Origin of the sequence: Acrocarpospora phusangensis (genome assembly GCF_016862995.1) — a bacterium.
Lineage (GTDB): Bacteria > Actinomycetota > Actinomycetes > Streptosporangiales > Streptosporangiaceae > Acrocarpospora > Acrocarpospora phusangensis.
On sequence record NZ_BOOA01000079.1, the window covers coordinates 12,600 to 37,242 of the forward strand.

The following is a 24,643-nucleotide window of genomic DNA, read 5'->3' on the forward strand; positions in this document are numbered from 1 at the left end:
GGGATGGGCTCAGCTGATCCAGCGCGTCGGATGATCGCTCAGGCGGGAGATGGTGTCGAAGTCGTTGTCCGCATGGAGGACGGTGAGTCTGTGATGCCGGGCCGTTACCGCGATGAGCAGATCGACAGGAGAGGCGCATTGGTGCCATCCCTTGTCGGCGAGTTCGCGCTGCAGTCCGCTGGTCTCTTCCCACGCCGAATCGGGGATGGCGTAATACGGAAAGGTTTCCTGGAGCAGGCTGTCGGCTTCGTAGAAGGCCGGCCGGCCGCCGGCCGCTCGGAGATACTCCTGTCTGACCGGCTCGCAGATGCCGACGAGCCCGGCAGCGACTGTCTGATCCCATTCCGAACCGACCTGGCCGCGGTAGAAGCGGATCAGGGCGCTGGTGTCGATCAGATAGCGTTCCGTCACGCGACGGCCTGGTGCGCGCCGTCACCCTTCTCGATGGCTGAGAAGTCGATCTCTCCCTGGGTCGCCATCTCACGCATGCGGGCTATGGCGGCGGCCCGTCGGCGCCGGTCGACGATCTCGCGCAGGGCGGCGTTGACGGTGTCCTTCTTGGACGAGGTGCCGAGCAGTTTCGCGGCCTCGGCCAGAGCTTCGTCATCGAGGTCGATCAGGGTCTTTGTCACGGCGGCCCCCCTTGTATATACGAACTCAGATTAATATATCAGGGGTTCGGTCGGCCAGGTGCTGTGGTTGCGGTCTCGGCTGGCAGAGCCGTCAGATGGATTTGTGGTAGATGACGACGCGTTGGTTGGTGGCGAAGCCGACCTTGGTGTAGATGCCGCTCGCGCCGGTGGGGTTGTCGGCGTCGGTGTCGAGTGTGGCGTGGGTGTAGCCGGCCTGGTGGGCCGCGCTCAGGATGTCGGAGAGTAATGCGCTCGCGATGCCCCGGCGGCGCCAGGATCCGGAGGTGCCGACCTGCCCGATGTAGAGCTTGCCGGGCAGGCTGGCGTACGTGAGGACGTAGCCGATGATCGTGTTGTCGGAGAATGCCAGCCGGGACAGTTCGGGGAGAAAAGCCTCTGATCGTACGGTCAGCGCCGCCCAAGGCTCGAAGCCGCGTTCCTGATGCCCCCAGAGCTCCCGGAACGCCGCCATGTGCACGGCATGCACCTCGCGCTCCTGGTCGTGATGGTAAGGCGCGATCCGTACGCCATCGGCGGGTGTCACGACCTGCGGGGACGCGGTGGGAGCGGTCATCTGCAGGAAGTATCGCCCCACGGTCAGCCCGAAGCGATCGAACAGCCGGATCGCGGAGGTGTCGTCGGCGCCGACGGCGACCTGGGCGGACCATTCCATGTCGGGCGCGACCTTGGCGTGGTGTGCCGCGGCCCGGTCGAACTGCCAGGTCAGGAGTTCCCGGCCGATCCCCGATCCGCGCCGGTCAGGGTGCACCCCGCCGATCAGCTCGATCCGATCGCCGCCCTCGGGCGGGTGCGGCACCAGCGCGACGGCCACCAGCCGCCCTTCCGCGTCGATGACCACGCGCGTGTCCGCGACAAGGTCCTTGACCTCGTTGTTCAGCGCGTCCTCGACTTCGGCGGCCACGTGCCCGCCATGCGCGCCGCCCGCTTCCAGGACGACGTTGATCAGATCGGCTACGGCCGCCGCGTCCTCGATACGGCACGGGCGCACGTGGAGATTCTCCATCCATCCACCGTAAGAGGCCTCGCAACCGAATTATCGTGACTCCATAGGCTGACCAGGACATTCGCGCCGTACGCCCTGCGGGAATGCCCGGCTGCCCCCGGTCGTTCCACGGGGCAGTATTTGAAATTTCAACTAGGAGGGGTAGCCATGCCCGCCGTCACCGCCGACACCCTGACGCTGCCACGTGTTCCCGTACCGGACCCGGCCGTCGCCGCACCGCGCCCCGTGCGCTCGGTGACGACGGCCCCCAGCGGCTTCGAGGGCGAGGGCTTCCCCGTGCGCCGCGCCTTCGCCGGTGTACCGCAGGCCATGCTGGACCCCTTCATCCACATGGACCAGATGGGCGAGGTCGAGTACGCCCCCGGCGAGCCCAAGGGCACCTCCTGGCACCCGCACCGCGGGTTCGAGACCGTCACGTACATCATCGACGGGATCTTCGAGCACCAGGACTCGCACGGCGGAGGCGGCACGATCTCCGACGGCGACACCCAGTGGATGACCGCCGGATCAGGGCTGCTCCACATCGAGAAGCCGCCGGAGCACCTGGTCGTCTCGGGCGGCCTGTTCCACGGCATCCAGCTCTGGGTCAACCTGCCCCGTGCGCACAAGTTCCACCTGCCCCGCTACCAGGACATCCGCGCCCGCGCCGCGTCGCTGCTCACCTCGGACGACGGCGGCTCGCTGCTGCGGGTGATCGCCGGCGACCTGGACGGGCACGCCGGACCGGGCATCACGTTCACGCCGATCACGCTGGTGCACGCCACGATCAGCCCCGGCGCCCGGCTTGAGCTGCCGTGGAACCCCGGATTCAACGCCCTCGCGTACGTGCTGGCAGGACAGGGCTCGGTGGGCGCCGAGCGGCGGCCGGTGCGGAAGGGCCAGCTGGCCGTCTTCGGCGCGGGCGGGTCGCTGACCCTCGCCGCGGACACGTCCCAGCCGCTGGCCGAGCCCAACCTGGAGGTGCTGCTGCTCGGCGGCCAGCCGATCCGCGAGCCGGTCGTGCACTACGGCCCCTTCGTGATGAACACGCGCGCCGAGATCATCCAGGCGATGGAGGACTACCAGGCCGGCCGCCTGGGCGTCATCCCCGACGAGCGGGTCCCGCACGCCGACGGACCTCTCCCCGGAAAGGAGTGACATGAACCTGGCCGCGGAGTACGAGCGCGGACGCCTGTTCTTCGAGCTCAAGGACTACATCGGAGCCGCGGGCATCCTGGCGGAGGTCGTGGCCGAGGCTCCGGGCGACCTGGCGGCCCGGCTGCTGCTGGCCCGCGCCTACTACCACTCGGCCCAGCTCGGCCGGGCCGAGTCCGAACTCCGCCTCATCCTGGAGCGCGACCCGGTCGAGGAGTACGCCTACCTGCTGCTCGGCCGGACCCTGGAGCGTCAGGGCCGACCCGCGGAAGCCGCGCCCTACCTGCGGCTTCACGCGGTGATGACCGGAACGTCCTGACCTGGTTCTACCAGCGGTCGCCGATCTGGGGGGCGATCAGGGAGTCGTAGATGTGGTGGATGGCGTTCAGCGTGTCGTCCGACAGCGGGGAGAGGGCGGCCGCGGCGGCGTTGTCGCGGGCCTGCTGGGGGTTGCGGGCGCCGGGGATGACCACGCTGACGCCGGGCTGGTCGAGGATCCAGCGGAGTGCGAACTGGGCCATGGTGGCCTCGGCGGGGACGAGGGGCGCCAGTTCGCGTACCGCGGCCAGGCCGGTGGCGAAGTCGACGCCGGAGAAGGTCTCGCCGACGTCGAAGGCCGCGCCGGTCCGGTTGTAGTTGCGGTGGTCGTTCTCGGGGAACTCGGTGTGCTCGTCGTACTTGCCGGAGAGCAGGCCGCTGGCGAGCGGGACCCGCGCGATGATGCCCACGCCGGCCTTCTGGGCGGCGGGCAGCACGTCCTTGAGCGGGCCGAGCCGCAGCATGTTGAGGATGATCTGCACGCTGGCCACGCCCGGCCTGGCGATGGCGGTCAGCGCCTCCTCCCGGGTCTCGACGCTGACGCCGTAGGCGGCGATGCGGCCCTCTTCGACGAGGGTGTCCAGCGCGTCGAAGACCTCGTCGGTGGAGTACACGATCGTGGGCGGGCAGTGGAGCTGCACCAGGTCGAGGGTGTCGACGCCCAGGTTGGCCCGGGACCGGTCGGTCCACGCGCGGAAGTTCTCCAGCGTGTAGAACTCGGGACGCTGGGGGACGCGGCGGCCCATCTTGGTGGCGACCGTGACTCCCTCGGGCGACCGCGACTTGAGGAACGATCCGATCAGCTGCTCGCTGCGCCCGTCGCCGTACACGTCGGCGGTGTCGAAGAAGGTCACACCGGTTTCAAGCCCCGCGTCGAGTACGGCCAGGGCGGTGTCGTCCGCCACCTCACCCCAGTCGGCGCCCAGCTGCCACGTCCCGAGCCCGATGACGGACACGTCCTGGTTCATCCTGCCGAACGATCGGTGTTCCAACGTCTTCCTCCGAAGTAGGCCGGCGCACAACAAAAGGCACCTTCCTGAAGCATGTCACCACGCCAGAGTCCGTACGGCCGCGGGGCGGCCACCTGCGCCCAGACAACAACGTAACTTCCCCATCCGACGCGGAGGACTTCCACCTTGCTCTCATGCCTGGCCATTCGCGACCTGGTATCCCGGCGCCTGCCGTACCGGTCCTTCTGGGAGTTGATGCAGGAGGAATTCCGCGGTCTCCTGTCGTGAGCAGGTGGATCCGCACATTATCTGCACATCGCGCACACACCGGGCGCTCGATCGGTCGCTAAGGTGCTGCCATGCGGCCAGCCTGGAGCCGAATAGCCCTGCACGGGGTATTCATCGGCGCGATAGCGGCGTTCCTCGTCCTCCTGCTTCTGTATCCGTTCCTCCCGGGAGCGTACGACTCGCTGGCGATGCCGCTGTCGATGATGGTGCAGATTTTCGGCGGAGTCGGAATTCTTGTCGTCATCACCGCCATCCCGTGGCTGATCTACGAGGTGTGGAACAAGAGAAAGCGGAAGAGTCACTATTTCGCGATCGTGTCGATGGGCACGTCCACGATCGTCGCCCTCGCCGTCTCGCTGGCCGCCGCCGCCCAATTCGGGCTCTCCCTCGGCGTCCTCTCCTTCACCCTCTGGATCGTGGCGCTCATGCGCTGGGCCCGCCGCATGACGCTCCTGAAGACGGCGGAGACCCGGAGATTCAACCCCGCCCCGGTTTACCTTGTTCTCCTGCCCCTCATCGCCCTGGCGGGCCAGATACTGCTCGCGGCTCCCCTGACGACCTCCAGCAGGGATCATGCGATCGCCAACGCCGCCGAACTCGTCCGGGATATCGAGCGGCACCGCGCGGAGTTCGGCAGCTATCCCGAATCGTTGCTGGCCGTCTGGCCGGACTATCTCCCAGCCGTGACCGGCATAGAGAAATACAACTATGCCAAGAGCGGTGAGTCCTACAATGTATCCTTCGAGCAGCCCAGGTTCTTCTTCGATATCTTCGGCACCAGGGAATTCGTGATGTACAACCCGCGTGACGAGCAGCTCATGCCCAGCCACGCCTCATGGATCCTGATCTGGCCGGCCGAACGAATCAGGACCACGCAGGGATGGTACGCGAGCGGCGACACCGGAACTCCGCACTGGAAATACTTCCGTTTCGACTGAGGCTCAGCGAACTCCCAGCCTGCCGAGGTTGCGAACGTGATCTAGTGACGAGATCTTGTGGGTAGCCGATTTCCCTCAGGAGACGACATGTTGCCCCTCCATATGCGCCGCCAGGAGTTCCACCCCGATCCGGAGCTGGCCACCGCCCGCGAACAGCCCGGCCTCCAGCGTGTCCCCACGCCGTACGGGCCGCAGGCCTGGCTGGTCACCCGGTACGACGACGTGCGCCACGTGCTCAGGAACGCCGAGCTGTTCAGCTACTCGCACGGCATCAACCTGCCGCCCATGAGCGAGGAACAGGCCAAACGCCTCCGCGCGGGCGCCCTGCTCATGATGGATCCACCCGACCACACGCGCTTGCGCCGCATGCTCACGCCCGAGTTCACGATGCGCCGCATCCGCCGGCTGGAGCCCCGGGTCCGTGAGATCGTCGCCGACCATCTGGACGCGATGGAACGCACCGGCTCACCGGCCGACCTCGTCTCCCAGTTCGCCACCCCGATTCCTTCGCTGGTCATCTGCGAACTGCTCGGCGTGCCGTACGAGGACAGGGACGCCTTCCAGGCCAGGACCGGGGTCATTCTCGACTTCAACCGCCCGGCCGAGGAGCGGGGCAAGGCGCAGATGGAGTCGATGGCGTACATGAGGGAGCTGGTCGGGCGGGCCCGGGTGGAGCCGGGTGAGGACCTGATCGGCATGCTGGTGCGCGAGCACGGCGACGACCTCACCACCGACGAACTGGTCGGCATCGGCGGGCTGCTGCTGGTGGCCGGGCACGAGACGACGGCCAGCATGATCGGCCTGGGCACGCTGGCGCTGCTGCGCCACCCCGAGCAGCTCGACCTGTTCCGGAAGGACCCGGAGAAGGTCGACGGCATGGTCGAGGAACTGCTGCGCTGGCTGACGATCATCCACGCGGGCGCGACCAAGGTGGCCACGGCCGACACCGAGATCTCGGGAGTGCCGATCGCGAAGGGCGACGTCGTGGTGGTCTCACTGCCGGCCGCCAACCGCGACCCCGCCCTGGCCGAGGACCCCGACCGCTTCGACATCGAACGCCCCGACCTGGCCCACGTCGCCTTCGGCTACGGCGCCCACCACTGCATCGGCGCCCCACTGGCCCGCATGGAGATGCGCATCGCCTTCCCCGCCCTGTTCGAGCGCTTCCCCGCCCTGCGCGAGGCCGGCGACCCGGAATTCCGCTCCTTCAACGTCGTGTACGGCCTGTCGGCCTTCCCCGTCGCCTGGTGATCCACGCTCGCCCGGGCGCCGGTGAAGGCGTCCGGGCGAGCTCACCAGGCGAGTGCGGCCGGGGGCTGGGGGCCACGCCAGACGACCTGGCTGGGGAGGCGGAGGTCGCCGCGGGCGTCGGGGGAGGAGAGGAGCGGGCGCAGGTCGAGGCGGACGATCTGGAAGTCGTTGTCGGAGGGCTGCTCGTCGTAGGGGGTCTGGTTGTCGAGGCCCACGAGGAGGGCCGTGCCGGTGGCGTCCATGGACATGGACAGGATCTTCTCGTTGGGGGCGGTGAACGCCGTGGCCACGGCTCGGACGCCCTGGTGGACGCGGATGGTGGCCGGGGAGCCGATGACGGTGTTGTCCTCCATGAGGAAGCGGCCGTCGGGCAGCATCAGCGCGATGCCGCCGGAGGTCTGGGAGTCGAGCGGGAACTTGCCCGGTTCGCCGTTGGTGACGTCCAGGCTGTTCTTCCACGAGGGCGACGGCCCGGCGGGGGTCATCACGCCGCCGCCGATGGTCCCGTACGGGAGGACCAGGGTGGTCGGGGACGTCCAGGCGAGTCCGTGCGGGGTCTCGCTCGGCCATTCCTCGTCCGGGGCGAGGACACCCGTGAAGTAGGAGTACTTGTCGCTCTTGTCGACGGCCCGGCCGTACGCGACGCGGCCTTCGGGGGAGACGTCCAGGGCGACGACGATGCCGTCCAGCCGGGGGGAGACGGGCTCGCGCAGCATGGCGGCGCCTTTGTCGTCCACGGTGAGGCGGAAGATCTGGGAGACGCGGCCGCGTGGGCTGGTGGCGGCGGCGAGGTAGTGGCCGGGTTCGCGGCCCTGGGCGACGGCGGTGTACGCGCCGAACTTCTCGGGCAGGGTCACGGAGTCCACGATGTCGCCCTTGGCCAGGTCGAGGACGTACAGGCCGCTGCTGCCGTCGCTCCAGTTCGTCATCCGGGCGTACGAGCTGAGCAGCGTGTACCGGTGGGTGCCGTCGGCGGTCAGGGCGGGGCCGAGGTAGATCTGCGACACGCGGTCCGCGACGACCGGCACCGCGGCGAATCCGACGAGCACCGCCACGAGCGCCGCGAGCAGGCTCCAGGTCGGGCATGCCCGGATCGCGACGGCGCCCGCGACGAGGATCGCCACCGGCGCGGATAAGGCATGCTCCAACGCCAGCGCCAGGTAGTCGGGGTCCGTCCGCAGGCCTAGGCACTCCTCCAGCGGTGAAGGCGTGAGCACCTCTTCCAGGCGGAACAGCGGCTCGGCCAGGAGCACCACGACGAAAGCCCAGCGTGCCGCCCGCAGATGCGACTCCGGCCCGTGCTCGCGCAGGGCCAGAGCCAGCATCAGCAGCAACAAGGGCGCCGTCAGGTACAGCGTGACGCCCATGTCCTCGGCCACGTCGCCGATCGCGTACTGCCAGTCCGGATAGGCGGGTTCCATCGGACCGCAGAAGCCGTACGCGAACCGGCGGGTCTTGGGCGCGAGGTAGTCATCCAGCGGGACGCGGAGGAACGGCCACGCGGCGAGTCCGACGGCGGCCCACCACCAGAACATCGGCGGGCGCCTTCTCAGGGACGAATCCACGTTGATGCCGCTCAACATGGACGTACCTTATCGATCTTGCTGAATGCCTCAGACCAGCGTGCGGTAGAAGTCCCGGAGGTCCTGCACGAGCAGGTCCGTCTCCAGATGCGCCGCGTAGTGCCCGCCGGGCGCGTCGTAGGCGTGCCACGACCGGATGTTGATGTGATCGCGCTCGGCGAAGGTACGCATCGACACGAAGTCGCCCTTGAACATCGCCAGCCCGAGCGGCACCGTCGTCGGCCCGTCCGGCTTGTCCGCCTTCGCGTCCTCGTAGTAGAAGCGCGTCGCCGAGGTGGCCGTTCCGGTCAGCCAGTAGAACATCACGTTGGTGAGGACGAAGTCCGGGTCCAGATCCTCACCCATGAGCTGGAGGTTCCAGCCCAGCAGCCCCACCGGGGAGTCGACGATCGCGTGCGACAGGGTCTGCGGCTGCTGCGAGTGCAGCATGTTGAACGACATCTTGTTCTCGTAGAACCACTGGAGGACCTTGAGCCCTTCCTGCTCCTCCGGAGTGATCTTCTCGAACTCGGCCGGGTCGCCGGAGGGGAAGGAGAAGACCTGCGTGACGTGCACGCCCACCACGTGCTCCGGGTCGATCCTGCCCTGTTCCGGTGCGACGAAGGAGCCGCCGTCGTTGCCGGCCGTGCCGTACCGGTCGTAGCCGAGGCGCCGCATGAGTTCGGCCCAGGCCTTCGCGGTGCGGAAGCGGCTCCAGCCGCGCTCCTTGGTCGGGCCGCTGAAGCCGAAGCCGGGCAGCGAGGGGATCACGAGGTGGAAGGCCTGCTGGCCGGCGGGCGGGTTGGTGAGCGGCTCGATCGCCTTCAGGTACTCCACGACGGAGCCCGGCCAGCCGTGGGTGAGCATCAGCGGCAGCGCGTCCTCCCGCGGCGAGCGGACGTGGAGGAAGTGCACGTTCTGCCCGTCGATCTCGGTCGTGAACTGCGGGTAGGCGTTCAGCTTCGCCTCCCACGCGCGCCAGTCGTACTGGTCGCGCCAGTAGTCGGCCAGCCGCTTCACATAGGCCACCGGCACCCCGTAGTCCCAGTCGGTGTCCGGGATCTGGTCCGCCCAGCGGGTGTTGTCCAGCCGCGCGTGCAGATCGTCGAGGTCGGACTGGGGGACGTTGATGCGGAAGGGAGTGATTTCTTCGCTCATGACTGCAACGTTACGGACCCTTCCGGTCAGGTTCTGTCCGGAAGGTCTGGCAATCTGGCGTACATGTTGGAAACCTCGGCACGGCTGCTGCGCCTGCTGTCCCTGCTGCAGGCCCGCCGCGACTGGTCGGGCCGTGAGCTGGCCGAACGCCTCGACGTCAGCGAGCGCACGGTCCGCCGCGACGTCGACCGCCTGCGTGAGCTGGGCTATCCCGTGCACGCCAGCCGCGGCACCGACGGCGGCTACCGTCTCGGCGCCGGTACGTCCATGCCTCCGCTCCTGCTCGACGACGAGGAGGCGGTCGCCGTCGCGGTCGGCTTGCGTACGGCCGCCGGCGGCACGGTCACCGGCATCGAGGAGACCTCCGTACGGGCGCTCACCAAGCTCGAACAGGTGCTTCCGGCCCGCCTCCGCTACCGGGTGGACGCGCTGCGGGCCTACACCGAGCCGGTGCCCGCCTACGGGCAGGACCTCCCGACGGTCGATCCCGAGGTGCTGACCACGCTCGCGACCGCCTGCCGGGCCCGCGAGCGCCTGCGGTTCGACTACCGGGCCCACGGCGGATCGAGCACCGTACGCACTGTGGAGCCGCATCGTGTCGTGTCGTGGGGCCGTCGCTGGTACCTCGTCGCCTGGGACGTGGACCGGCAGGCCTGGCGAACCTTCCGGGCAGACCGCCTCACTCCGCGCATTCCGACCGGCCCTCGTTTCCCGCCGCGCGACCCGCCCGAGGGCGGCGCCGCCGCGTACGTGGCGCGGGGCGTCTCCTCGTCCGCCTGGCGTCACCACGCGCGCGTCGTCGTACACGCGCCGGCGGAGGAGGTCGCCCGGCGGATCAACCCGGCGGTCGGCGTGGTCGAGGCGATCGACGAGCACACCTGCGTGCTGGACACGGGCGCCGACAGCGTGCAGACGCTCGCCGTGCACCTCAGCCTGCTCGACCTCGACTTCGACGTCTCCGAGCCGCCCGAACTGGTGGAACGCCTGCGGATGCTGGCCGCCCGCTACGCGCGCTCCACCGCGGCCGCTACGTGAGGAGTTCGCCAGGCCGCGAGCCGCACCAGACCCACATCCGTCACATCGGCCCAGGGCCCCGAGAAGGGCGCTGTGAACGCTGTGAACAAGGAATCAGTGCGGGCTGTGGGGGTAGGCGGAACGGCTTCCGTCGCGAAGAAGGGACTCGCCGCTGTGTCTGTCATCACCAGCCCGCTGGGCGACGCCGAAAGGAAGACCACCGGGGACGCGCTGCAGGGGACGCTGATCGACCTGATCGACCTCTCCCTGACGGCCAAGCAGTATCACTGGAACCTGGTCGGTCCCCGCTTCCGCTCGATCCACCTGCAACTCGACGAGGTCGTCGCGTCCGCGCGTACGCACGCGGACACGGTGGCGGAACGCGCCGCCGCGATCGGCGTCAGCCCCGACGGCCGGGCGCAGACGGTCGCCGCCGGAGCCGCGGCGCCCAGCGAGCCCGCGTGGGTCGCCGACACCGCCGTCGTCGACGGGGTCGTGCGCCTGCTGCGCGATATCGGGGGACGGCTGCGCGGGCACATCGACGCCGTCGCGGAGGCCGACCCCGTGAGCCAGGACATCCTCATCGCTGTCGCCCGCGACCTGGAGAAGCAGGCGTGGATGTTCGAGGCCCAGGCGGCGCACTGATCGTCCTCGCCGAGCGTCACCGGCGGCCAGGGGTGGCGATGCCCTGGCCGCCGGGACGAATCCGGCTTTCGATGGACGGAAGAGTTGGGGCCTTTGTCACCTTAAAGACGAGCCTGGTTCACATTACCGATCAGTATGCTTTCTCGTTTTTGTCATGATTTCAAACTGAGACCTGAATGTTTGAATCCTTAACCATTTGGATCTCTTGTCCCCGCTACGCTCGGGCGTCGTGATTGATCAGGGGATAGTTGCAGAACAAAACTCTAATTCGGCTGCGGCGGTAAGCAGCCCGGCCGAAGAGGACGGGGAGCGCGGCAGTGTCATCGCCCTGCTGGAACGCGTCGCGTCGGTCGTCCTTCCGATAGGCGTCGCGCTTTACGCGGTGCTCTACCTCGGCGTCGAGGAGATCTACTCGACCTTCGGCATCAACCCGCAGCAGGCGGGCATCGACCAGTCCGTCCTGTTCAGCCGGCTCATGAGCACGCTGATCCTGGTGCTGCTGCTCGGCATCCCGACCCTCGGCCTGGTCATCGGCCTGGGCTGGCTGATCGACAAGATCAGCTTCGGCACCGCCGGCCGCGTGGTCCGGGGAATCCGGGAGCGGCCCTGGGTGGCCGCGCTGTTCGCCGCGCTCTGGTGCGGCGCCACCTACTGGGGTTTCTACAACTTCTTCGCCGACCTCGACCTCACCGTCATGGTCGTCACCGCCGTCGGCCTGGGCGTGCTGACCTTCCTCATCCCGTTCCGGCTGCTGCGCCGCAAGCCCGTCGGCCGGGCCGGACTCAAGGTGATCGTCGGCGGCCTCACCGGCCTGGGCCTGGGCTTCCTGCTCATCCTCAACCTCGCCTCCGCCGCCGTCGAGGTGCAGGAGACCGGCCAGGCCAACCTGCTGCTCAGCACCGTCGGATTCCAGGACCAGTGGACCGTCCTGACCAACGCCGAGGACGACAAGCCGCTCTACGACGGCCGCTGGATGATGCTGCTGGGCGAGAGCGACGGCACCTACATCTTCTACGACTGCGACAAGCTGGAGACCTTCCGCCGTCCGATGGAGACCACCAACCTGACCCAGCTCCAGCTCGACCCCGAGCGCGAGTCGGGCTTCGCCTGCGGCGCCCTCGCGAACCAGGAAGCCTCCTGACGATCCCGGGCACCGAGACCGTCACACCACCTCGACCCGCGACTTCGCCCCGTCGAGCGTGAGCCGGAGAACCGGCGCGATGGTCCCGCCGAAGGCGGCCCGCGCCGTCTTCTCGGGACCGTCGTTCCGGTAGTTCAGGAAACTCACCGCCCGGAGATCGTCCAGCACCACCCAGGCGTACGCCTGATCAGGCTGGCCGGCGGGGTTCCCGATGACCAGCCCCGAACCGTTGACCGGCTCGTACGGCCCGGCCAGCCGGGGCGCCACGAACCCGTACAGGCCGGTGGGCGCCGCCCCCACCGGCTCGAACGACTGGCGCTGGGTGCAGAAGAACAGGTAGTACGACGAGTCGTGGAAGACGATGTGCGGCCGTTCGATCTCCCGGTTGACGCCGTCCGCCGTCAGCAGCGGCGCACGAAGCGACCAGCCCTCGCCGTCTTCGCCGGCCAGCGCGACCGCGCCCATGTAACGGTCACCCCACGGCACCGAGGCGGCGATCAGCAGATGAGCGCGGCCGTCGGCGGGGTCCCGGAACCAGGCGGGATCACGCCAGGCCCGGATCTGCCCGGGTCCTCCCCGGATCTCGTCGGCCGGCACGTACGTGTGCCCGTCCGGACGTACGAGCTCCCGATGTCCGGAGGTCTCTTCGAGCGCGACCCGGTCACCGTCGGCCACCAGCGCCATCCGGCTTTCGACGACACGCTGGAGGAAGGTCCGCGGCTCCTCGCCGCGTGATCCCGCGGCCGTGTAGAACACCAAGATCGTGCCGTCCTGCCGCCGGATCGCCGATCCCGACCACTCGCGGCTGCCCGGGGAGACTCCGTCGGCGAAGACGTTCCCCAGGTCGCGCCAGCCCGTGCCGGTCTTCGCCATCAGCCGGATTCTGGCCACATCGTGCCGTTCCTCCGGATGCCCGACGGCGGGAGCGGTCAGGCCCATCCACACCTCGTCGCCGAGGATCACCGACGTCGAGCCGTCCTCCTCCTGGATCGGCCACATGTCCCAGACGTCCAGGTCCAGGAGCCGTTCGGGCGTGCCCAGGATGAGCGGCGCGGTGGTGGCGGGGTCGTCGGCGATGAGATCGAGGTGGTGCCGGGTCCAGCGGGCAGGCTGGGCTTGCGTCATGGTCGGTGCGCTCGCTTCGTTCGTTCCAGGGCCTCGCGGGCCAGTTCCACGGCTCCCGTGACCCCGGACAGGTCACCGAGAGCCGGCGTTACGAGGTATTCGTCCATGGCGGGCAGGTCACCCGGGTACCCACCGGCCAGGTCGAGCAGGCGGGCCCGTACCAGGTCGAGCAGGGAGGGCCGCTTGGCCACACCCCCACCGATGATCACACGCTGCGGCGAAAGCGTATAAGTCAGGTTGAGTACGGCCAGAGCCAGATACTCGGCCTCAAGCTCCCAAGCCGCGGCATCGTCCACCTGCTCGGCCGGCCGGCCCCACCGCTTCCGCATGGCGCTCCCGGAGGCGAGCCCTTCCAGGCAGTCTCCGTGGAAGGGGCACGACCCCGCGAACGGGTCACGACCCAGGTCATGCGGAATGCGCATATGTCCGGCTTCGGGGTGGGTGAGGCCGTGCAGCGGACGACCGTGCACGACGGCTCCCATGCCGATGCCCGTGCCCACGGTGATGTAGACGACCGTGTCCAGACCCTGGCCCGCGCCGTACCGCCATTCGCCGAGCGCGGCCCCGTTCACGTCGGTGTCGAACCCGACCGGGATCCCCAGAGCCTCACGCAGCGGCGTGACCGTGTCGGTGTTCGCCCACCCCGGCTTCGGCGTAGTCGTGATATATCCGTACGTCGCCGAGCCGCGATTCAGATCCACCGGCCCGAAACTGGCCACCCCGACCGCCACCGGCGCCTCGCCCCGCTGGAAGAACCGTACGGCGGCGGGAATGGTCTCCGCCGGGGTGGTAGTCGCGATGACCTCGGTCGTCAGTACTTGTCCGGTCTCGTCGGCGAGGGCGCACACCCATTTCGTGCCCCCCGCCTCGACAGCTCCGTAGATCGGCACCGCGTATCAGCCCTTCAGTGAACCCTGAAGCAACGCCGTCACGAAGCGCCGCTGAAAGATCAGGAAGATCACCAGGGTAGGCCCCAGAATGAGCAGCGACCCAGCGCACAGCAGCGGAATGTTGGTTCCCCACTGCCCCTGGAAGGCCCCCAGCGCACCGGACATGGTGCGATTCAGGGGATCGTCCACCAGCACGATCGCCAGCAGGAACTGGTTCCACGTCCACAGGAACAGCAGGATGGCCAGCGACGAGGTCGCCGGGACGGCCAGCGGCACGTGCACCTTCCAGAACAGCTGCCACACGTTCGCGCCGTCCATCCGGGCGCTCTCGGAGAGTTCCTCTGGCATGTTCACGAAATGCGCCCGCATCCAGAACACCGAGAACGGCATGAACAGCCCCACCAGCGGCAGGATGATCGCCCATCGCGTGTTGAGGATCCCCATGTCGCGCACCAGGTAGTACAGCGGCGTGATGATCCCCTCGAACGGCAGGGTCAGGCCGAGCACAAACGCCAGGAAGGCGATCTGCCGTCCCGCCATCCGCAGATGGCCGATGGCGAAGCCCGCCATGGTGGCCACGACCAGCGAGATGGGCACCACACCGAGCACGATGAGCGCGCTGGACTTCAGCAGTTCGCCCATGCGCGCCGCGGTGAAGGCGTCCGCGAAGTTGCCCCACTGCGGGTCGCTGGGCCAGTCCAGCCCCAGCGGGTACGTGCCCGACGGATGCAGGGCCGTGACGAACAGGCTGACGAAGGGCATCAGGGTGACCGCCATCAGCAGGACGAGCAGCACCCGTCCCGTCCAGGCCTCCCGGCGTGCGAAGATCATGAGGTCCTGTCCCTGGTGAGCCACTGGATGGGCAGCGCGCACGCGATCACGAGCACGGTCAGGATCACGGCCAGCGCCGAGGCCAGCCCGACCTGGCGTTCAGAGAAGGCCAGGTAGTAGATCTCCAGCCCGGGCACCATGGTCGAGTTGCCCGGCCCGCCCTGGGTGGCGATGTAGACGATGTCGAAGCTGGCCAGCGCCGCGATCACGGTGACCGTCACGCAGACCCCGATCTCCTGGCGCAGGCTCGGCAGGGTGATCGAGAAGAACTCGCGGAACGAGCCGGCCCCGTCGAGCCTGGCCGCCTCGTACAGCGCCGGGTCGATCTTGCTCATGCCGGCCAGCAGGAGCAGCGTGCACAGGCCGAGCAGCACCCACGCGCCGATCACGCCGACGGCCGGCAGCGCCGTCGAGAAGTCGCCCAGCCAGGCCCGGATCACCCCGTCCAGTCCCACGTACGACATCAACTGGTTGATCAGGCCGTTCGACGAGAGCAGCCAGCTCCAGGTGATGCCCGCCGCGACCAGCGGAATGACCTGCGGCAGGAAGATCACCGTACGGGCGACGAGCGCGAGCCGGCTGGCGGCGATCCGCCGGATCGTGCTGGCGATGGCCAGGCCCAGGACGACCGGGATGGCGCTGAAGAACACGATCAGCTTGAACGCGTTGACGATCGAGGCGAACAGGTCGGGATCGGTGAAGACCTTGAGGTAGTTCTGCGTGCCCGCCCACGTGGAGGCCCCGATGCCGTCCCACCTGTACAGCGAGTACTGCACGGTGAGGGCCAGCGGCTGGAGCACGAAGACCGCGTAGAACGCGAAAGCGGGGAGGACGAAGAGCCAGCCGACCCAGCTCGGCCCGCGGAGCCCCTTCCGGCGGAAGGGGCTCCGTGCCGTCGCCGCGGCTGCCGTGGTGTCGGTAGTCGGCCGCGTCATCGGGGTCAGTTCCCCCCGACCTGGCTCACGTAGTCGGACTGGACGGACTTCAGCAGCCCTTCGGGCGTCTGCTCCCCGGCCACCAGCTTCTGCAGGTTCGGCGTCCAGCTCTTGGCGTAGATCGCGCCGGTGGCGTTGGCGATGAAGTCCATCGCGCCGTTGTCCTTGGCGATCTGCGCGCCCGCGGCCAGCGTGCTCTCGGTCACGGTGCCGGGCGCGATGGCGGGCATGGGCGCGTCGGCCGGGCCCATCGGGTGCGACCCGCCGACCTCGACGCCGATCTTGCGGGCTTCGGCGTTGGTGGCGACCCAGTTGAGGAAGGCGGCGGCGCAGTCGGCGTTGGCCGCCCGCGCGCTGATGCCGAAGGTGAGCGGAGCGGACATGGCGGCCCTGGCGCCGTCCTGTCGCACCGGCGGCATCAGGAAGAAGCCCGCGTTCCCGGCCATCTGCTTGTCCAGGTTGCCGGACTCCCAGTCGCCGTTGAACATGAACAGGCCGTCGCCCTCGATGAAGCGGCTCATCATCGTGGCGTAGTCGACGGCGTTGACGTCCTTCCAGAAGTAGCCGGCCTTGATCCAGCGCTCCAGGTGCTGGGTGGCCTGCAGGTTGGCCGGGGTGTCGATCGAGGAGCCGGGCTTCTGGAAGATCCAGTCGTTGACCGGTCCGGGCGGGCCGTACGCGGCCATGAGGTCCTGTAGCGGGAAGGCCAGGCCGCCGGTCGCGCCGCCGTTGAACTGGGCGATCGGGGTGACGCCCGCCTCCTTGGCCTTGGCCAGGGCGTCGTCGAGCTCGGCCAGGGTCGCGGGGGCCGCGGCCATGCCGATCTGCTCGGCGAGCTTCTTGTTGTAGAAGACGCCGGTCATGCTGAAGTTGAGGCCCATCGCGTACAGCGAGCCCTCACCGCGGACCGCGCCGCCTGGCGCGAGACGCATCTGCTCCAGCTGGGAGGGGGGCCACTGGTCCCACCCGAAGAGCTTCGCGTACTCGTCCAGGTTCTTCAGCAGGTTGTTCTTGACGAGTTCGGAGACCTGGGGGAGCCGCATGAGGTCCGGCGGGTCGTCCGCCAGCACGCGCGGCGCGTTCTGGGTGATCACCGCGAACTGGTCCTCGCGGATGTCCCAGGTGACGTTCGGGAACTGCTTGGTGAACTCGGTGGTGAGCGACTTCGGCACCGGGAACCCGGTCTCGAAGTACGCCTTGAGCGTGACCGGCGCCGTGCCGCAGGTCGGGGCCGCCGTCAGGGCGGAACCGGTGGCCTGCGGCTGCGGTTCGCCGCTTCCGGGCGCGCCGCATGCGGCGGCCAACGTCCCCCCCAGGACGGCCGCGAGCACGGGGCGGTGCCAGCGGGACTGAACTCGACGAGACATGGTGCGTCTCCTCCGGTTAATCGGGACTGTGGCGTGCGCCATCCCGGGACCACTTTGCTAATACGGTTTAGCAATGCGATAGTCTCACCGTGCGTATCCGGTGGTGTCAAGGTCCAGAAACATGGATCGCAGCGGGGAGGTCTCTCGGTGAGCGCACGACGGGTCACGCTGGCGGATGTGGCCCAGGCCGCCGGCGTGTCCAGGACCACCGCCTCGCTGGTGCTGACCGGGCGCGGGCGTGAGCTGCGCATTTCCCTGGACGTGGAGCAGCGGGTGCTGCGCGCCGCCGACGAGCTCCGCTACCGGCCCAACGCCGTCTCGGTCGGGCTGCGTACCGGCACGACCCGCACGATCGGCTTCGTGTCCGACACCGTCGCGACCTCGCGGCTGGCCGGCGACATGATCAAGGGTGCGCTGGAGGCCGCGCGGGAACGCGGCGTGATGCTGTTCATCGGTGAGACCGAGGGCGATCCCGACCTCGAGGGCGGCCTGCTCCACGCCATGCAGGACCGGCAGGTGGACGGGATCATCCTGGCCGCCATGTACACCAGGACGATCAAGGTTCCCAAGGACATCGCGGCCTCGCCCGCCGTTCTGCTCAACGCCCTGCCCAAGCAGCCGTCGCCGCTGCCGTCGATCCTGCCCGACGAGGTCGAAGCCGGCCGGGCCGCCGCCCGGGTGCTGCTGAAGGCCGGCCATCGGGAGGGCATCCACCTGATCGGCGTGGGGCCCGGCACACGGAATGTGCCGCCGCAGAGCGTCGCGGCCGTGGAACGTCTGACGGGCATCCGCGAGGTTTTCCGGGAGGCCGGAGTCAAGATCGCCAGCGGGCGGGTCTGCCGCGACTGGCAGCCGGAGGAAGGTCTGCTCGCCACCCGGGAGATGCTGGCGAGCTTCCGTCCCCGTGCCCTGATCTGCCTGAACGACCGGATCGCGTTCGGGGCGTACCAGGCGTTGAGCGACGCCGGGCTGAGCGTTCCCATGGACGTGTCCGTCGTCTCGTTCGACGATCATCCGCTCGCGTCGTGGATGCGGCCCAAGCTGACCAGCGTGGCCCTGCCCCACTACGAACTGGGCCGCAAAGCCGTGGACGTGCTGTTCACCGAGATGGGCCGGGACGGAGTCGCCGAAGGCCACCGCGGCGAGGTGCACCGCGTCCCCATGCCGGTACGCGACCGCGAGTCGGTAGCGCCACCAGCTGAATGAACCCGGTCTTCACGCTCCTCCACGATTCGGCTCTGATGTGTTCGCCGCGTGAAACCGAGGTGCGGCGGAGGGGTCCCGCCGCACCTCGGGTCCTTCTCACCGGGAGCGGGTGAGTCGACGGGCGCCGGTCAGGCCCGGGTGCAGGTGCTCCCGTTCAGCGTGAACGTGCCCGGGGCGGACGTGTTGCCGGAGTGGTTGGCCTGGAAGCCGATGCCCACCGAGGCGCCGGGGCTGAGCGTGCCGTTGTAGCTCACGTTGCGCGCGGTCACCTGGCCGCTCGTCGGCGAGTAGGTCGCGTTCCAGCCGCCGACGATGCTCTGCCCGGACGGCAGGGTGAAGACCAGCGACCAGCCGTTGACCGTCGAGGACCCGGTGTTGGTGATCGTGATCTCCGAGGTGAGGCCGTTGTTCCAGGCGTTCACCGCGTAGCTCACCCGGCAGGGCCCGGTGCCGCCCGAGGGCGACGGGCTGGATGACGGGCTGGGCGACGGGCTGGGCGAAGAGGGGTTGCCCTCGTTGAGTGCGTTCAGGACGGAGGTGTAGGCGGCCTTCTTGTTGCCGCCGGAGTCGAACAGCAGGGGGTTTTGTCCGGTACGCCAGGAGTCGCTGTCGCGGATTCCCCACACGGTGATGCCGGTGCAGCGGGCCACGGCCAGGCAGGAACGGACCACGCTCGCGTACACGCTGGCCTGGTTGGAGCCGGAGATGTCCAGTTCGGTGATCTGGACGTCCACGCCGAGGTTGGCGAAGCGTTGCAGGTTGGCCTGGTAGTCACCCGGAACCGAGTTGCTCAGGTGGGACTGGAAGCCGACGCAGTCGATGGGCACGCCGCGGGCTTTGAAGTCGGCGACCATGTTGTAGATGCCGGTGCTCTTGGCGTTGATTCCGTCGGTGTTGTAGTCGTTGTAGCAGAGTTTCGCGGCCGGGTCGGCGGCGCGGGCGGCGCGGAAGGCGGCTTCGATCCAGTCGTTTCCGGTGCGTTGCAGGTTGGAGTCGCGCCGTCCGCCGCCGCTGCCGTCGGCGAAGGCTTCGTTGACCACGTCCCAGGAGTGGATTTTGCCGCGGTAGTGGGTGGCGACCTGGGTGACATGGTTGAGAGCGGCGCTGCGCAGCGTCGAGCCGGACAGGCTCTGGGCCCAGCCGGGCTGCTGGGAATGCCACAGCAGAGCATGCCCCCGGATTTTCATGCCGCGGCCGATGGCGTGGTTGGCGATGCGGTCACCGTTGGTGTAGTTGAAGGAGCCGCGGGAGGGTTCGGTGGCGTCCCATTTCATCTCGTTCTCGGCGGTGACCGAGTTGAACTCGCGGTTGAGGATGGTGACATAAGTGGAATCGCTTAGCTTGTTCGCCGCGATCGCGGCCCCGAAGTAGCGGCCACCCCGTTCGGCGGCCGAGGCGCCCAGAGTGGACGCCGCACTGGCCGGAGCCGCGAGTACGAGCCCCAGGCCCAGCGCGCCGAGTGCGGCCATCGCGGTGAGGCGGCCTCGCTGCTTGGAGGTCTGCCGGGGTATGCGGTCTGGATTGGCGTGGGCAGGCATGCCTTTCCTCTCAGTCAAAGGAGCGGGGACGGGGTGCGGTCGCGGGGCTGGACGGGTGCACAAGAGAGGAACCGCATCCGTTGCTCCTTGTGGGGGTTGTCGGGACGCCGGTGCTGGAGGGGCCGGGTGTTATCGCTAACATTTGAGGTTTCAAGCCCTCTGCGGTCGGGAGGGCTTATGTGTCGCGGAGTACATCGAATGGATGCACCCGGCGTCAACGAGGCGTCGTCCACGCCTGTCGCGCGGCCGCGCGCCATGTTTCCCGGCTTGGCCTTTTGCCCGGTGAAGGACAGGTCACCGAGCGCGAAGCGGTGTAAGTTTCACAGAAGTCCCCTTGTCGTGCGCCATAGATTTCGGGCTCCGGCCGCGAAACTTCACTACGGATATCGCCGATGCCGCTGGAGGGACTTCTTCGCTGACGGGATCACTGTTTCGCCACTGATGGGCCTGTGGGCGTTCTCAAGGGGGAAGCCGGAGTCTGAGCGAAACGGTGAGCGGCGGGTCGGCGCGGATGTAGCCGGAGGTCGCGGGGGTGCGGGAGCTGTGCTCTCGGCTGATGCGGCTCTGGGGTTCGTTCGGTCCGCCCACTCCGGGATCGGCCGTCCGAAAGTTTCGGAAGGTATTCCGACATTTTCTAGACGGCAATACCGGAGTCGCTTTCGGCTTATCTGCCGATATCACAGTTCAGACAGCATAAACGCGCATGATCGGATGCCGAAAGAGTTGCGGGTAGACTGCGCCCATGACCGCGACTGAGGAACCGTACGTCGGCGACTCCGTACCCTCACAGCCGCTGACGCTGGCTCAGCTCGCGGCACTGGCCGGTGTGTCCACGGCGACCGTCTCCAAGGTGGTCAACGGCCGTTCCGAGGTGGGCCCCGAGACCAGGGTCCTGATCGAGGGTCTCATCCGCGAGCACGGCTACCGGAGGCAGCGGCGCGTCAAGGCGGCCGGGCTGATCGAGCTGGTCTTCCACGAGCTGGCGGGGGACTATCCGATAGAGGTGGTCAAGGGCGTACAGCAGGTGGCTCGGCCGCATGGCCTCGCGGTGGCGCTCTCCGAGCTGGGCGGCAGGCACACGCCGGGGCACAACTGGATCGAGGACGTGCTCAGTCGTCGCCCGAGTGGTGTGATCACCGTGTTCTCGGGGCCGACCGAGGAGCAGCGCGCCCAACTGGCCACGCGTGAGGTCCCCCTGGTGGTGCTGGATCCGGCCGGCGAGCCGGGGATCGGTGTGCCGTCGGTGGGCGCGGCCAACTGGAGCGGCGGCCTGGTGGCCACCCGTCATCTGCTGGAGCTTGGCCATCGCCGGATCGCGGTGATCACCGGCCCGGATTTCGCGCTCTCCAGCCGGGCCCGCCTGGACGGATACCGCGCGGCGCTCGACACCGCCGGCGTCCCGATCGATCCCGACCTGATCTGCCCGGGCACCTTCATGATCGAGGACGGTCTGACCCACCTGCCCCGGCTGATGGAGCTGCCCGACCCGCCGACCGCGGTCTTCACCTGCAACGACGGTCAGGCGATGGGCGTCTACCACGCGGCCCACGAGCTGCGGCTGCGCATTCCCGACGATCTGAGCGTGATCGGCTTCGACGACATGCCCGCGTGGCGGTGGGCCATCCCGCCGCTGACGACGATCCGTCAGCCGCTGACGGAGATGGGGACCATGGCGGCCGCCATGCTGATCACCCTGGCCCAGGGGGAGCCGTTGCAGCAGAACCGCGTCGAACTGGGCACCGAACTCGTCGTCCGGGGCAGCACGGCACCTCTCGTACGGTAGCCCGATATCCGGGGACAGTCGGGCGGGCTGGCCATTAACGAAATCTCCCGATCGATTTCTACTTTCGGCTTGTGGCACCTCCCGACTTTGGAACCGCAAAGGCGAACGCCTCGCCCCTTCGTCAGGGCGAGGCGTTCGTGTGTCGGGCTATTCCCGGCGTTTCAGGTTGGCGATGAGGTCGCGGAGCCGGTGCCGTACGGAGGGGAAGGTGAGGGCGATCAGTGCCAGCATGACTAGGCCGAGGCCGATTTCCACGGATCTAGACATAGGCGCCGGGGCTCTCGAGGAGGACTTCGTTGGGAGCGTTGTGCATGGTTTTCCTCGTGAGGCGGATGGTTATCGAGGCATTGTTCCCGCTCTTCTCACCCGTGGCGATAGTTTTCGGAACTCCGACGACGAAAGGTGAGGAAACGCCGTTGCAGGGGTCGCCTGGGCAGTTTTGAAATACCGGCGAGTCGTGTTTCGCGATCATTCAATTACCCTCTGTTACGATCGGCCCGGGGTCGTAGACGGAGGGGGCAGCAGTGAGGGCATGGGTACGGGCGGTTGTCGTCGCCACCGCCGGATGGGGAGCGTTCCTGAGCGCTCCCGCCGTGTGGGCCGACTCCCCGGCCAGCGAGCGTTCGCAGCTTGCCCGTCTCCTCGGGGCCGACCTCGGCAACGTGTTCGAGGCGCTGCCCGCCGTCCTGTGCGGCAACCGGCTGATCAGTTACAACTCGCCGACGAGCAACTCGCCGGTCACCTGCGTCAACGGCCCCGCCAACAGCGGCAACTCGACCGACAGCGGCAACTACTCCAGCCGTGGCAACCCCGTGAACAGTGGAAACTTCTCCAACACCAACGGGTCCCACGGGAGCAGCAACTCGTCGAACGCCGACAACCTCGCGAACGGCCCGCAGGAGACGTCCATCAAGCAGGCCATTCGATGATGATCCTGTATGTCGCCGCCCTGGCCTTCGCTTCGGTCGCCGCTCCCGTGGCGGGCGATCCGACCTGCTGTGTGGTCAACCACGGCCATTCGCATCACATGGGCAACCATCGCAACAGCGGCAATTACCACAGCGATACGAACAATATCAACAGCGGCAACTACTCGAACACCGACGGTTCGATCAACAGCGGTAACTCCTCCATCAGCTCCAACAACGCCGACGGCCCGCAGCGCATCATCATCACCGACCGCTTCGTCAAGAGGAGATGCGTCCTCAAGCGGAGCTGCTGAGCTCTCCGGCCGGAAGAGCTTCATGATCGGCTGGGATTGTCGGAGCGGTGGGATACGGTCTCTCCATCACGACACGCTCGGCTGCGGCATTCGAGCAAGGTGCTTCGGTGTGAGATAACCGGTCCGGCATAGTCCCTGAAGGCCGGTGTGGTGGCGACGTGTGCGCGCGGGAGTGGGCGCCCATCCCGGCGGTAGTGAAACTTTTCGGAGCGCTGGGGGTGGCTGGGGAAACCCTGCCTACTATTCAGCTAGTTTCCGAAACGTTCTGTGCCGGTATGGCGGTATGCCCAGCTCAACCCGGCAATTCGAGATCATTCTTTGAAAGTTTTCGACGTCCGCGTTGACGGCTTTCGAACGGATTCACACACTGAGCGCCTACACCCCACCGGGAAGGGAGAGCCCTAGTGATCATCAGCTTGGGCCGTTCTAGGATCCGTTCGAGGGTCATCGCGCTGACGACAGCGGTGACGCTCTCGTTCGCTGGAGCGGTGACGATAGCTTCCACCGAAGCCGCCGCGGCCATTGGAGTTGAAAACGAGGGCGCCGACTGTGCCGTGCCCACCCTGCCCGACGCAGGGTCTTTGCCCACGAATACCAGGCTCCCTGACCCCTTCAGGAAGATGAACAATACGCGCATCACCGCCAAGTCCGAGTGGCGATGCCGGCGGGAAGAGATCAAGAGGCTGGCGGAGCGCTTCGTCTACGGGGAGAAGCCGCCGAAGCCGACGACCGTCACGGGCACCGTGTCGAACACCAGCATCTCGGTGAGCGTGAACCACAACGGCAGAAGCTCCAGCTTCTCGGCGAGCGTCTCCCTGCCGAGCGGCACCGGGCCTTTCCCGGCCGTCATCGTCTATGGCGGATTCGGCGCGAACACGAACGCCATTCGAGCCGCCGGCGCCGCCGTGATCAACTACGACCCCTATGTGGTGGGGCGTGAGGGCACGCCGCGGAACAACAAGCAGGGCGCGTTCTACACCATCTACGGCAATACCAGCGCGACCGGACTCCTGCAGGCCTGGGGCTGGGGCGTGAGCCGGATCATCGACGTCATCGAGCAGTCGGGCGGCAACATCCTGAAGCCGGACGCGACCGGCGTCACGGGCTGCTCCCGGTTCGGCAAGGGCGCCTTCGTCGCCGGCGCGTTCGACCAGCGAGTCGCGCTGACCATGCCGATCGAGTCGGGGACCGCCGGCGTACCGATCTTCCGCGGGATTCCCGGGGAGGGCGCCCAGAGCCTGAGCAGCGCGTACGGCGAGCAGCCGTGGTTCGGCGACGCGTTCGGCACCTTCACCGGCAGCCCGACCAGGCTCCCGGTGGACACCCACATGACCGTGGCGATGATCGCGCCGCGTGGCCTGTTCATCATGGACAACCCGCACATCGCCAACCTGGGTCCCCGGTCCGCGAGCGTGGCGGCTCTGGGTGGGCAAGAGGTCTACCGGGCGCTCGGCGCGGGTGACAACATCACCTACTGGTCCGACGTCGCGGACGGCACCCACTGCGCCAACAGGTCCGAGTGGGCGACCCCGCTCACGCAGAACATCCAGAAGCACCTGACCAAGACGGGCAACGCCGCCGGCACCATGCGGATCTCGTCGCGGGCCTCCGGCAACCTGGCCGAGTGGCGCGACTGGACCACGCCGACCCTCACCGACGGCAGCCCGAGTCCGACCGACACCACCCCGCCC

The 24,643-nt window shown here is 68.0% G+C and carries 24 protein-coding genes; 12 read left to right on the top strand and 12 right to left on the bottom strand.

Annotated elements, in window-relative coordinates; genetic code table 11:
* Positions 1 to 9 precede the first annotated feature (9 nt).
* The 3 genes from Aph01nite_RS33135 to Aph01nite_RS33145 all read right to left on the bottom strand — a co-directional run bounded on the left by Aph01nite_RS33135 (position 10) and on the right by Aph01nite_RS33145 (position 1,656).
* Entirely contained in the window at positions 10 to 411 is a 402-nt protein-coding gene (locus Aph01nite_RS33135) for a PIN domain nuclease (RefSeq protein ID WP_204044983.1), read from the bottom strand.
* Positions 408 to 632 carry a type II toxin-antitoxin system VapB family antitoxin gene (locus tag Aph01nite_RS33140; RefSeq protein ID WP_204044984.1) on the bottom strand — a complete coding sequence of 75 codons (225 nt, stop codon included), beginning with the start codon at positions 630 to 632 and terminating at the stop codon, positions 408 to 410. The genes Aph01nite_RS33135 and Aph01nite_RS33140 overlap by 4 nt, the downstream gene beginning before the upstream one ends.
* Positions 633 to 723: 91 nt before the next feature.
* Complete coding sequence (locus Aph01nite_RS33145) at positions 724 to 1,656, bottom strand: GNAT family N-acetyltransferase (RefSeq protein WP_204044985.1); 933 nt, start codon at positions 1,654 to 1,656, stop codon at positions 724 to 726.
* Between the two features lie 147 nt (positions 1,657 to 1,803).
* Between Aph01nite_RS33145 and Aph01nite_RS33150 the strand changes: the two genes are divergently transcribed.
* Both Aph01nite_RS33150 and Aph01nite_RS33155 read left to right on the top strand, forming a co-directional pair.
* Positions 1,804 to 2,793 carry a pirin family protein gene (locus Aph01nite_RS33150; RefSeq protein WP_204044986.1) on the top strand — a complete coding sequence of 330 codons (990 nt, stop codon included), beginning with the start codon at positions 1,804 to 1,806 and terminating at the stop codon, positions 2,791 to 2,793.
* 1 nt (position 2,794) lies between these two features.
* Positions 2,795 to 3,109, top strand: coding sequence for a tetratricopeptide repeat protein (locus Aph01nite_RS33155; RefSeq protein WP_204044987.1), 315 nt, complete (start codon positions 2,795 to 2,797; stop codon positions 3,107 to 3,109).
* Between the two features lie 7 nt (positions 3,110 to 3,116).
* On the opposite strand, the gene Aph01nite_RS33160 is transcribed toward Aph01nite_RS33155, so the two are convergent.
* A complete protein-coding gene (locus tag Aph01nite_RS33160; RefSeq protein ID WP_204044988.1) occupies positions 3,117 to 4,100 on the bottom strand; it encodes an aldo/keto reductase in 984 nt (327 codons plus the stop codon).
* Between the two features lie 317 nt (positions 4,101 to 4,417).
* Between Aph01nite_RS33160 and Aph01nite_RS33165 the strand changes: the two genes are divergently transcribed.
* Entirely contained in the window at positions 4,418 to 5,284 is an 867-nt protein-coding gene (locus Aph01nite_RS33165) for a hypothetical protein (protein WP_204044989.1), read from the top strand.
* An 87-nt stretch (positions 5,285 to 5,371) separates the two neighbouring features.
* Positions 5,372 to 6,535, top strand: a complete 1,164-nt coding sequence (locus Aph01nite_RS33170; RefSeq protein ID WP_239162168.1) for a cytochrome P450 — start codon at positions 5,372 to 5,374, stop codon at positions 6,533 to 6,535.
* 41 nt (positions 6,536 to 6,576) lie between these two features.
* Here Aph01nite_RS33170 and Aph01nite_RS33175 read toward each other — a convergent pair whose 3' ends face one another.
* Both Aph01nite_RS33175 and Aph01nite_RS33180 read right to left on the bottom strand, forming a co-directional pair.
* Positions 6,577 to 8,070, bottom strand: a complete 1,494-nt coding sequence (locus tag Aph01nite_RS33175; RefSeq protein WP_204044990.1) for a hypothetical protein — start codon at positions 8,068 to 8,070, stop codon at positions 6,577 to 6,579.
* 78 nt (positions 8,071 to 8,148) lie between these two features.
* Entirely contained in the window at positions 8,149 to 9,255 is a 1,107-nt protein-coding gene (locus Aph01nite_RS33180; protein ID WP_204044991.1) for an epoxide hydrolase family protein, read from the bottom strand.
* Between the two features lie 63 nt (positions 9,256 to 9,318).
* Here Aph01nite_RS33180 and Aph01nite_RS33185 point away from each other — a divergent pair, with 63 nt between their 5' ends.
* The 3 genes from Aph01nite_RS33185 to Aph01nite_RS33195 all read left to right on the top strand — a co-directional run bounded on the left by Aph01nite_RS33185 (position 9,319) and on the right by Aph01nite_RS33195 (position 12,055).
* A complete protein-coding gene (locus Aph01nite_RS33185; protein ID WP_204044992.1) occupies positions 9,319 to 10,290 on the top strand; it encodes a helix-turn-helix transcriptional regulator in 972 nt (323 codons plus the stop codon).
* 153 nt (positions 10,291 to 10,443) lie between these two features.
* Positions 10,444 to 10,914 carry a Dps family protein gene (locus Aph01nite_RS33190; protein ID WP_204044993.1) on the top strand — a complete coding sequence of 157 codons (471 nt, stop codon included), beginning with the start codon at positions 10,444 to 10,446 and terminating at the stop codon, positions 10,912 to 10,914.
* A gap of 229 nt (positions 10,915 to 11,143) precedes the next feature.
* Entirely contained in the window at positions 11,144 to 12,055 is a 912-nt protein-coding gene (locus tag Aph01nite_RS33195; protein WP_204044994.1) for a hypothetical protein, read from the top strand.
* Positions 12,056 to 12,076: 21 nt separating this feature from the next.
* Here Aph01nite_RS33195 and Aph01nite_RS33200 read toward each other — a convergent pair whose 3' ends face one another.
* From Aph01nite_RS33200 to Aph01nite_RS33220, 5 genes are read right to left on the bottom strand one after another with little or no spacing between them, the layout of a single operon-like run.
* On the bottom strand, positions 12,077 to 13,180 hold the full coding sequence (locus Aph01nite_RS33200) for a glycoside hydrolase family 68 protein (protein ID WP_204044995.1): 1,104 nt from the start codon (positions 13,178 to 13,180) through the stop codon (positions 12,077 to 12,079).
* The gene (locus tag Aph01nite_RS33205) at positions 13,177 to 14,070 is read right to left on the bottom strand and encodes an ROK family protein (RefSeq protein ID WP_239162169.1); all 894 of its coding nucleotides are present in this window, start codon (positions 14,068 to 14,070) and stop codon (positions 13,177 to 13,179) included. The genes Aph01nite_RS33200 and Aph01nite_RS33205 overlap by 4 nt, the downstream gene beginning before the upstream one ends.
* A 6-nt stretch (positions 14,071 to 14,076) precedes the next feature.
* On the bottom strand, positions 14,077 to 14,901 hold the full coding sequence (locus Aph01nite_RS33210; protein WP_204044996.1) for a carbohydrate ABC transporter permease: 825 nt from the start codon (positions 14,899 to 14,901) through the stop codon (positions 14,077 to 14,079).
* On the bottom strand, positions 14,898 to 15,836 hold the full coding sequence (locus Aph01nite_RS33215) for a carbohydrate ABC transporter permease (protein WP_204044997.1): 939 nt from the start codon (positions 15,834 to 15,836) through the stop codon (positions 14,898 to 14,900). The genes Aph01nite_RS33210 and Aph01nite_RS33215 overlap by 4 nt, the downstream gene beginning before the upstream one ends.
* 5 nt (positions 15,837 to 15,841) lie before the next feature.
* On the bottom strand, positions 15,842 to 17,203 hold the full coding sequence (locus Aph01nite_RS33220; protein ID WP_204044998.1) for an ABC transporter substrate-binding protein: 1,362 nt from the start codon (positions 17,201 to 17,203) through the stop codon (positions 15,842 to 15,844).
* 147 nt (positions 17,204 to 17,350) lie between these two features.
* Here Aph01nite_RS33220 and Aph01nite_RS33225 point away from each other — a divergent pair, with 147 nt between their 5' ends.
* A complete protein-coding gene (locus tag Aph01nite_RS33225) occupies positions 17,351 to 18,409 on the top strand; it encodes a LacI family DNA-binding transcriptional regulator (RefSeq protein WP_204044999.1) in 1,059 nt (352 codons plus the stop codon).
* A gap of 128 nt (positions 18,410 to 18,537) precedes the next feature.
* Here Aph01nite_RS33225 and Aph01nite_RS33230 read toward each other — a convergent pair whose 3' ends face one another.
* Complete coding sequence (locus tag Aph01nite_RS33230; protein ID WP_204045000.1) at positions 18,538 to 19,947, bottom strand: glycoside hydrolase family 10 protein; 1,410 nt, start codon at positions 19,945 to 19,947, stop codon at positions 18,538 to 18,540.
* Between the two features lie 742 nt (positions 19,948 to 20,689).
* On the opposite strand from Aph01nite_RS33230, the gene Aph01nite_RS33235 reads away from it, so the two are divergent.
* From Aph01nite_RS33235 to Aph01nite_RS33250, 4 genes are all read left to right on the top strand, one after another.
* Positions 20,690 to 21,730 (top strand): LacI family DNA-binding transcriptional regulator, encoded by a 1,041-nt coding sequence (locus Aph01nite_RS33235; RefSeq protein WP_204045001.1) that lies wholly within the window; start codon positions 20,690 to 20,692, stop codon positions 21,728 to 21,730.
* A 524-nt stretch (positions 21,731 to 22,254) separates the two neighbouring features.
* Complete coding sequence (locus Aph01nite_RS33240) at positions 22,255 to 22,659, top strand: hypothetical protein (protein WP_204045002.1); 405 nt, start codon at positions 22,255 to 22,257, stop codon at positions 22,657 to 22,659.
* Positions 22,656 to 22,952, top strand: a complete 297-nt coding sequence (locus tag Aph01nite_RS33245) for a hypothetical protein (protein WP_204045003.1) — start codon at positions 22,656 to 22,658, stop codon at positions 22,950 to 22,952. The genes Aph01nite_RS33240 and Aph01nite_RS33245 overlap by 4 nt, the downstream gene beginning before the upstream one ends.
* A gap of 620 nt (positions 22,953 to 23,572) precedes the next feature.
* Positions 23,573 to 24,643 (top strand): glucuronyl esterase domain-containing protein (locus Aph01nite_RS33250; protein ID WP_204045004.1); only part of this gene is annotated, 1,071 nt, incomplete at its 3' end.

What these genes read in the sequence shown, in the direction of transcription:
- Aph01nite_RS33145 (WP_204044985.1), bottom strand. Translation starts at nt 1,656, where the DNA reads ATGGAGAATCTCCACGTGCGCCCGTGCCGTATCGAGGACGCGGCGGCC.
- Aph01nite_RS33150 (WP_204044986.1), top strand. Translation starts at nt 1,804, where the DNA reads ATGCCCGCCGTCACCGCCGACACCCTGACGCTGCCACGTGTTCCCGTA.
- Aph01nite_RS33155 (WP_204044987.1), top strand. Translation starts at nt 2,795, where the DNA reads ATGAACCTGGCCGCGGAGTACGAGCGCGGACGCCTGTTCTTCGAGCTC.
- Aph01nite_RS33165 (WP_204044989.1), top strand. Translation starts at nt 4,418, where the DNA reads ATGCGGCCAGCCTGGAGCCGAATAGCCCTGCACGGGGTATTCATCGGC.
- Aph01nite_RS33170 (WP_239162168.1), top strand. Translation starts at nt 5,372, where the DNA reads ATGTTGCCCCTCCATATGCGCCGCCAGGAGTTCCACCCCGATCCGGAG.
- Aph01nite_RS33175 (WP_204044990.1), bottom strand. Translation starts at nt 8,070, where the DNA reads ATGTTCTGGTGGTGGGCCGCCGTCGGACTCGCCGCGTGGCCGTTCCTC.
- Aph01nite_RS33180 (WP_204044991.1), bottom strand. Translation starts at nt 9,255, where the DNA reads ATGAGCGAAGAAATCACTCCCTTCCGCATCAACGTCCCCCAGTCCGAC.
- Aph01nite_RS33185 (WP_204044992.1), top strand. Translation starts at nt 9,319, where the DNA reads ATGTTGGAAACCTCGGCACGGCTGCTGCGCCTGCTGTCCCTGCTGCAG.
- Aph01nite_RS33200 (WP_204044995.1), bottom strand. Translation starts at nt 13,180, where the DNA reads ATGACGCAAGCCCAGCCTGCCCGCTGGACCCGGCACCACCTCGATCTC.
- Aph01nite_RS33210 (WP_204044996.1), bottom strand. Translation starts at nt 14,901, where the DNA reads ATGATCTTCGCACGCCGGGAGGCCTGGACGGGACGGGTGCTGCTCGTC.
- Aph01nite_RS33215 (WP_204044997.1), bottom strand. Translation starts at nt 15,836, where the DNA reads ATGACGCGGCCGACTACCGACACCACGGCAGCCGCGGCGACGGCACGG.
- Aph01nite_RS33220 (WP_204044998.1), bottom strand. Translation starts at nt 17,203, where the DNA reads ATGTCTCGTCGAGTTCAGTCCCGCTGGCACCGCCCCGTGCTCGCGGCC.
- Aph01nite_RS33230 (WP_204045000.1), bottom strand. Translation starts at nt 19,947, where the DNA reads ATGCCTGCCCACGCCAATCCAGACCGCATACCCCGGCAGACCTCCAAG.
- Aph01nite_RS33235 (WP_204045001.1), top strand. Translation starts at nt 20,690, where the DNA reads ATGACCGCGACTGAGGAACCGTACGTCGGCGACTCCGTACCCTCACAG.
- Aph01nite_RS33245 (WP_204045003.1), top strand. Translation starts at nt 22,656, where the DNA reads ATGATGATCCTGTATGTCGCCGCCCTGGCCTTCGCTTCGGTCGCCGCT.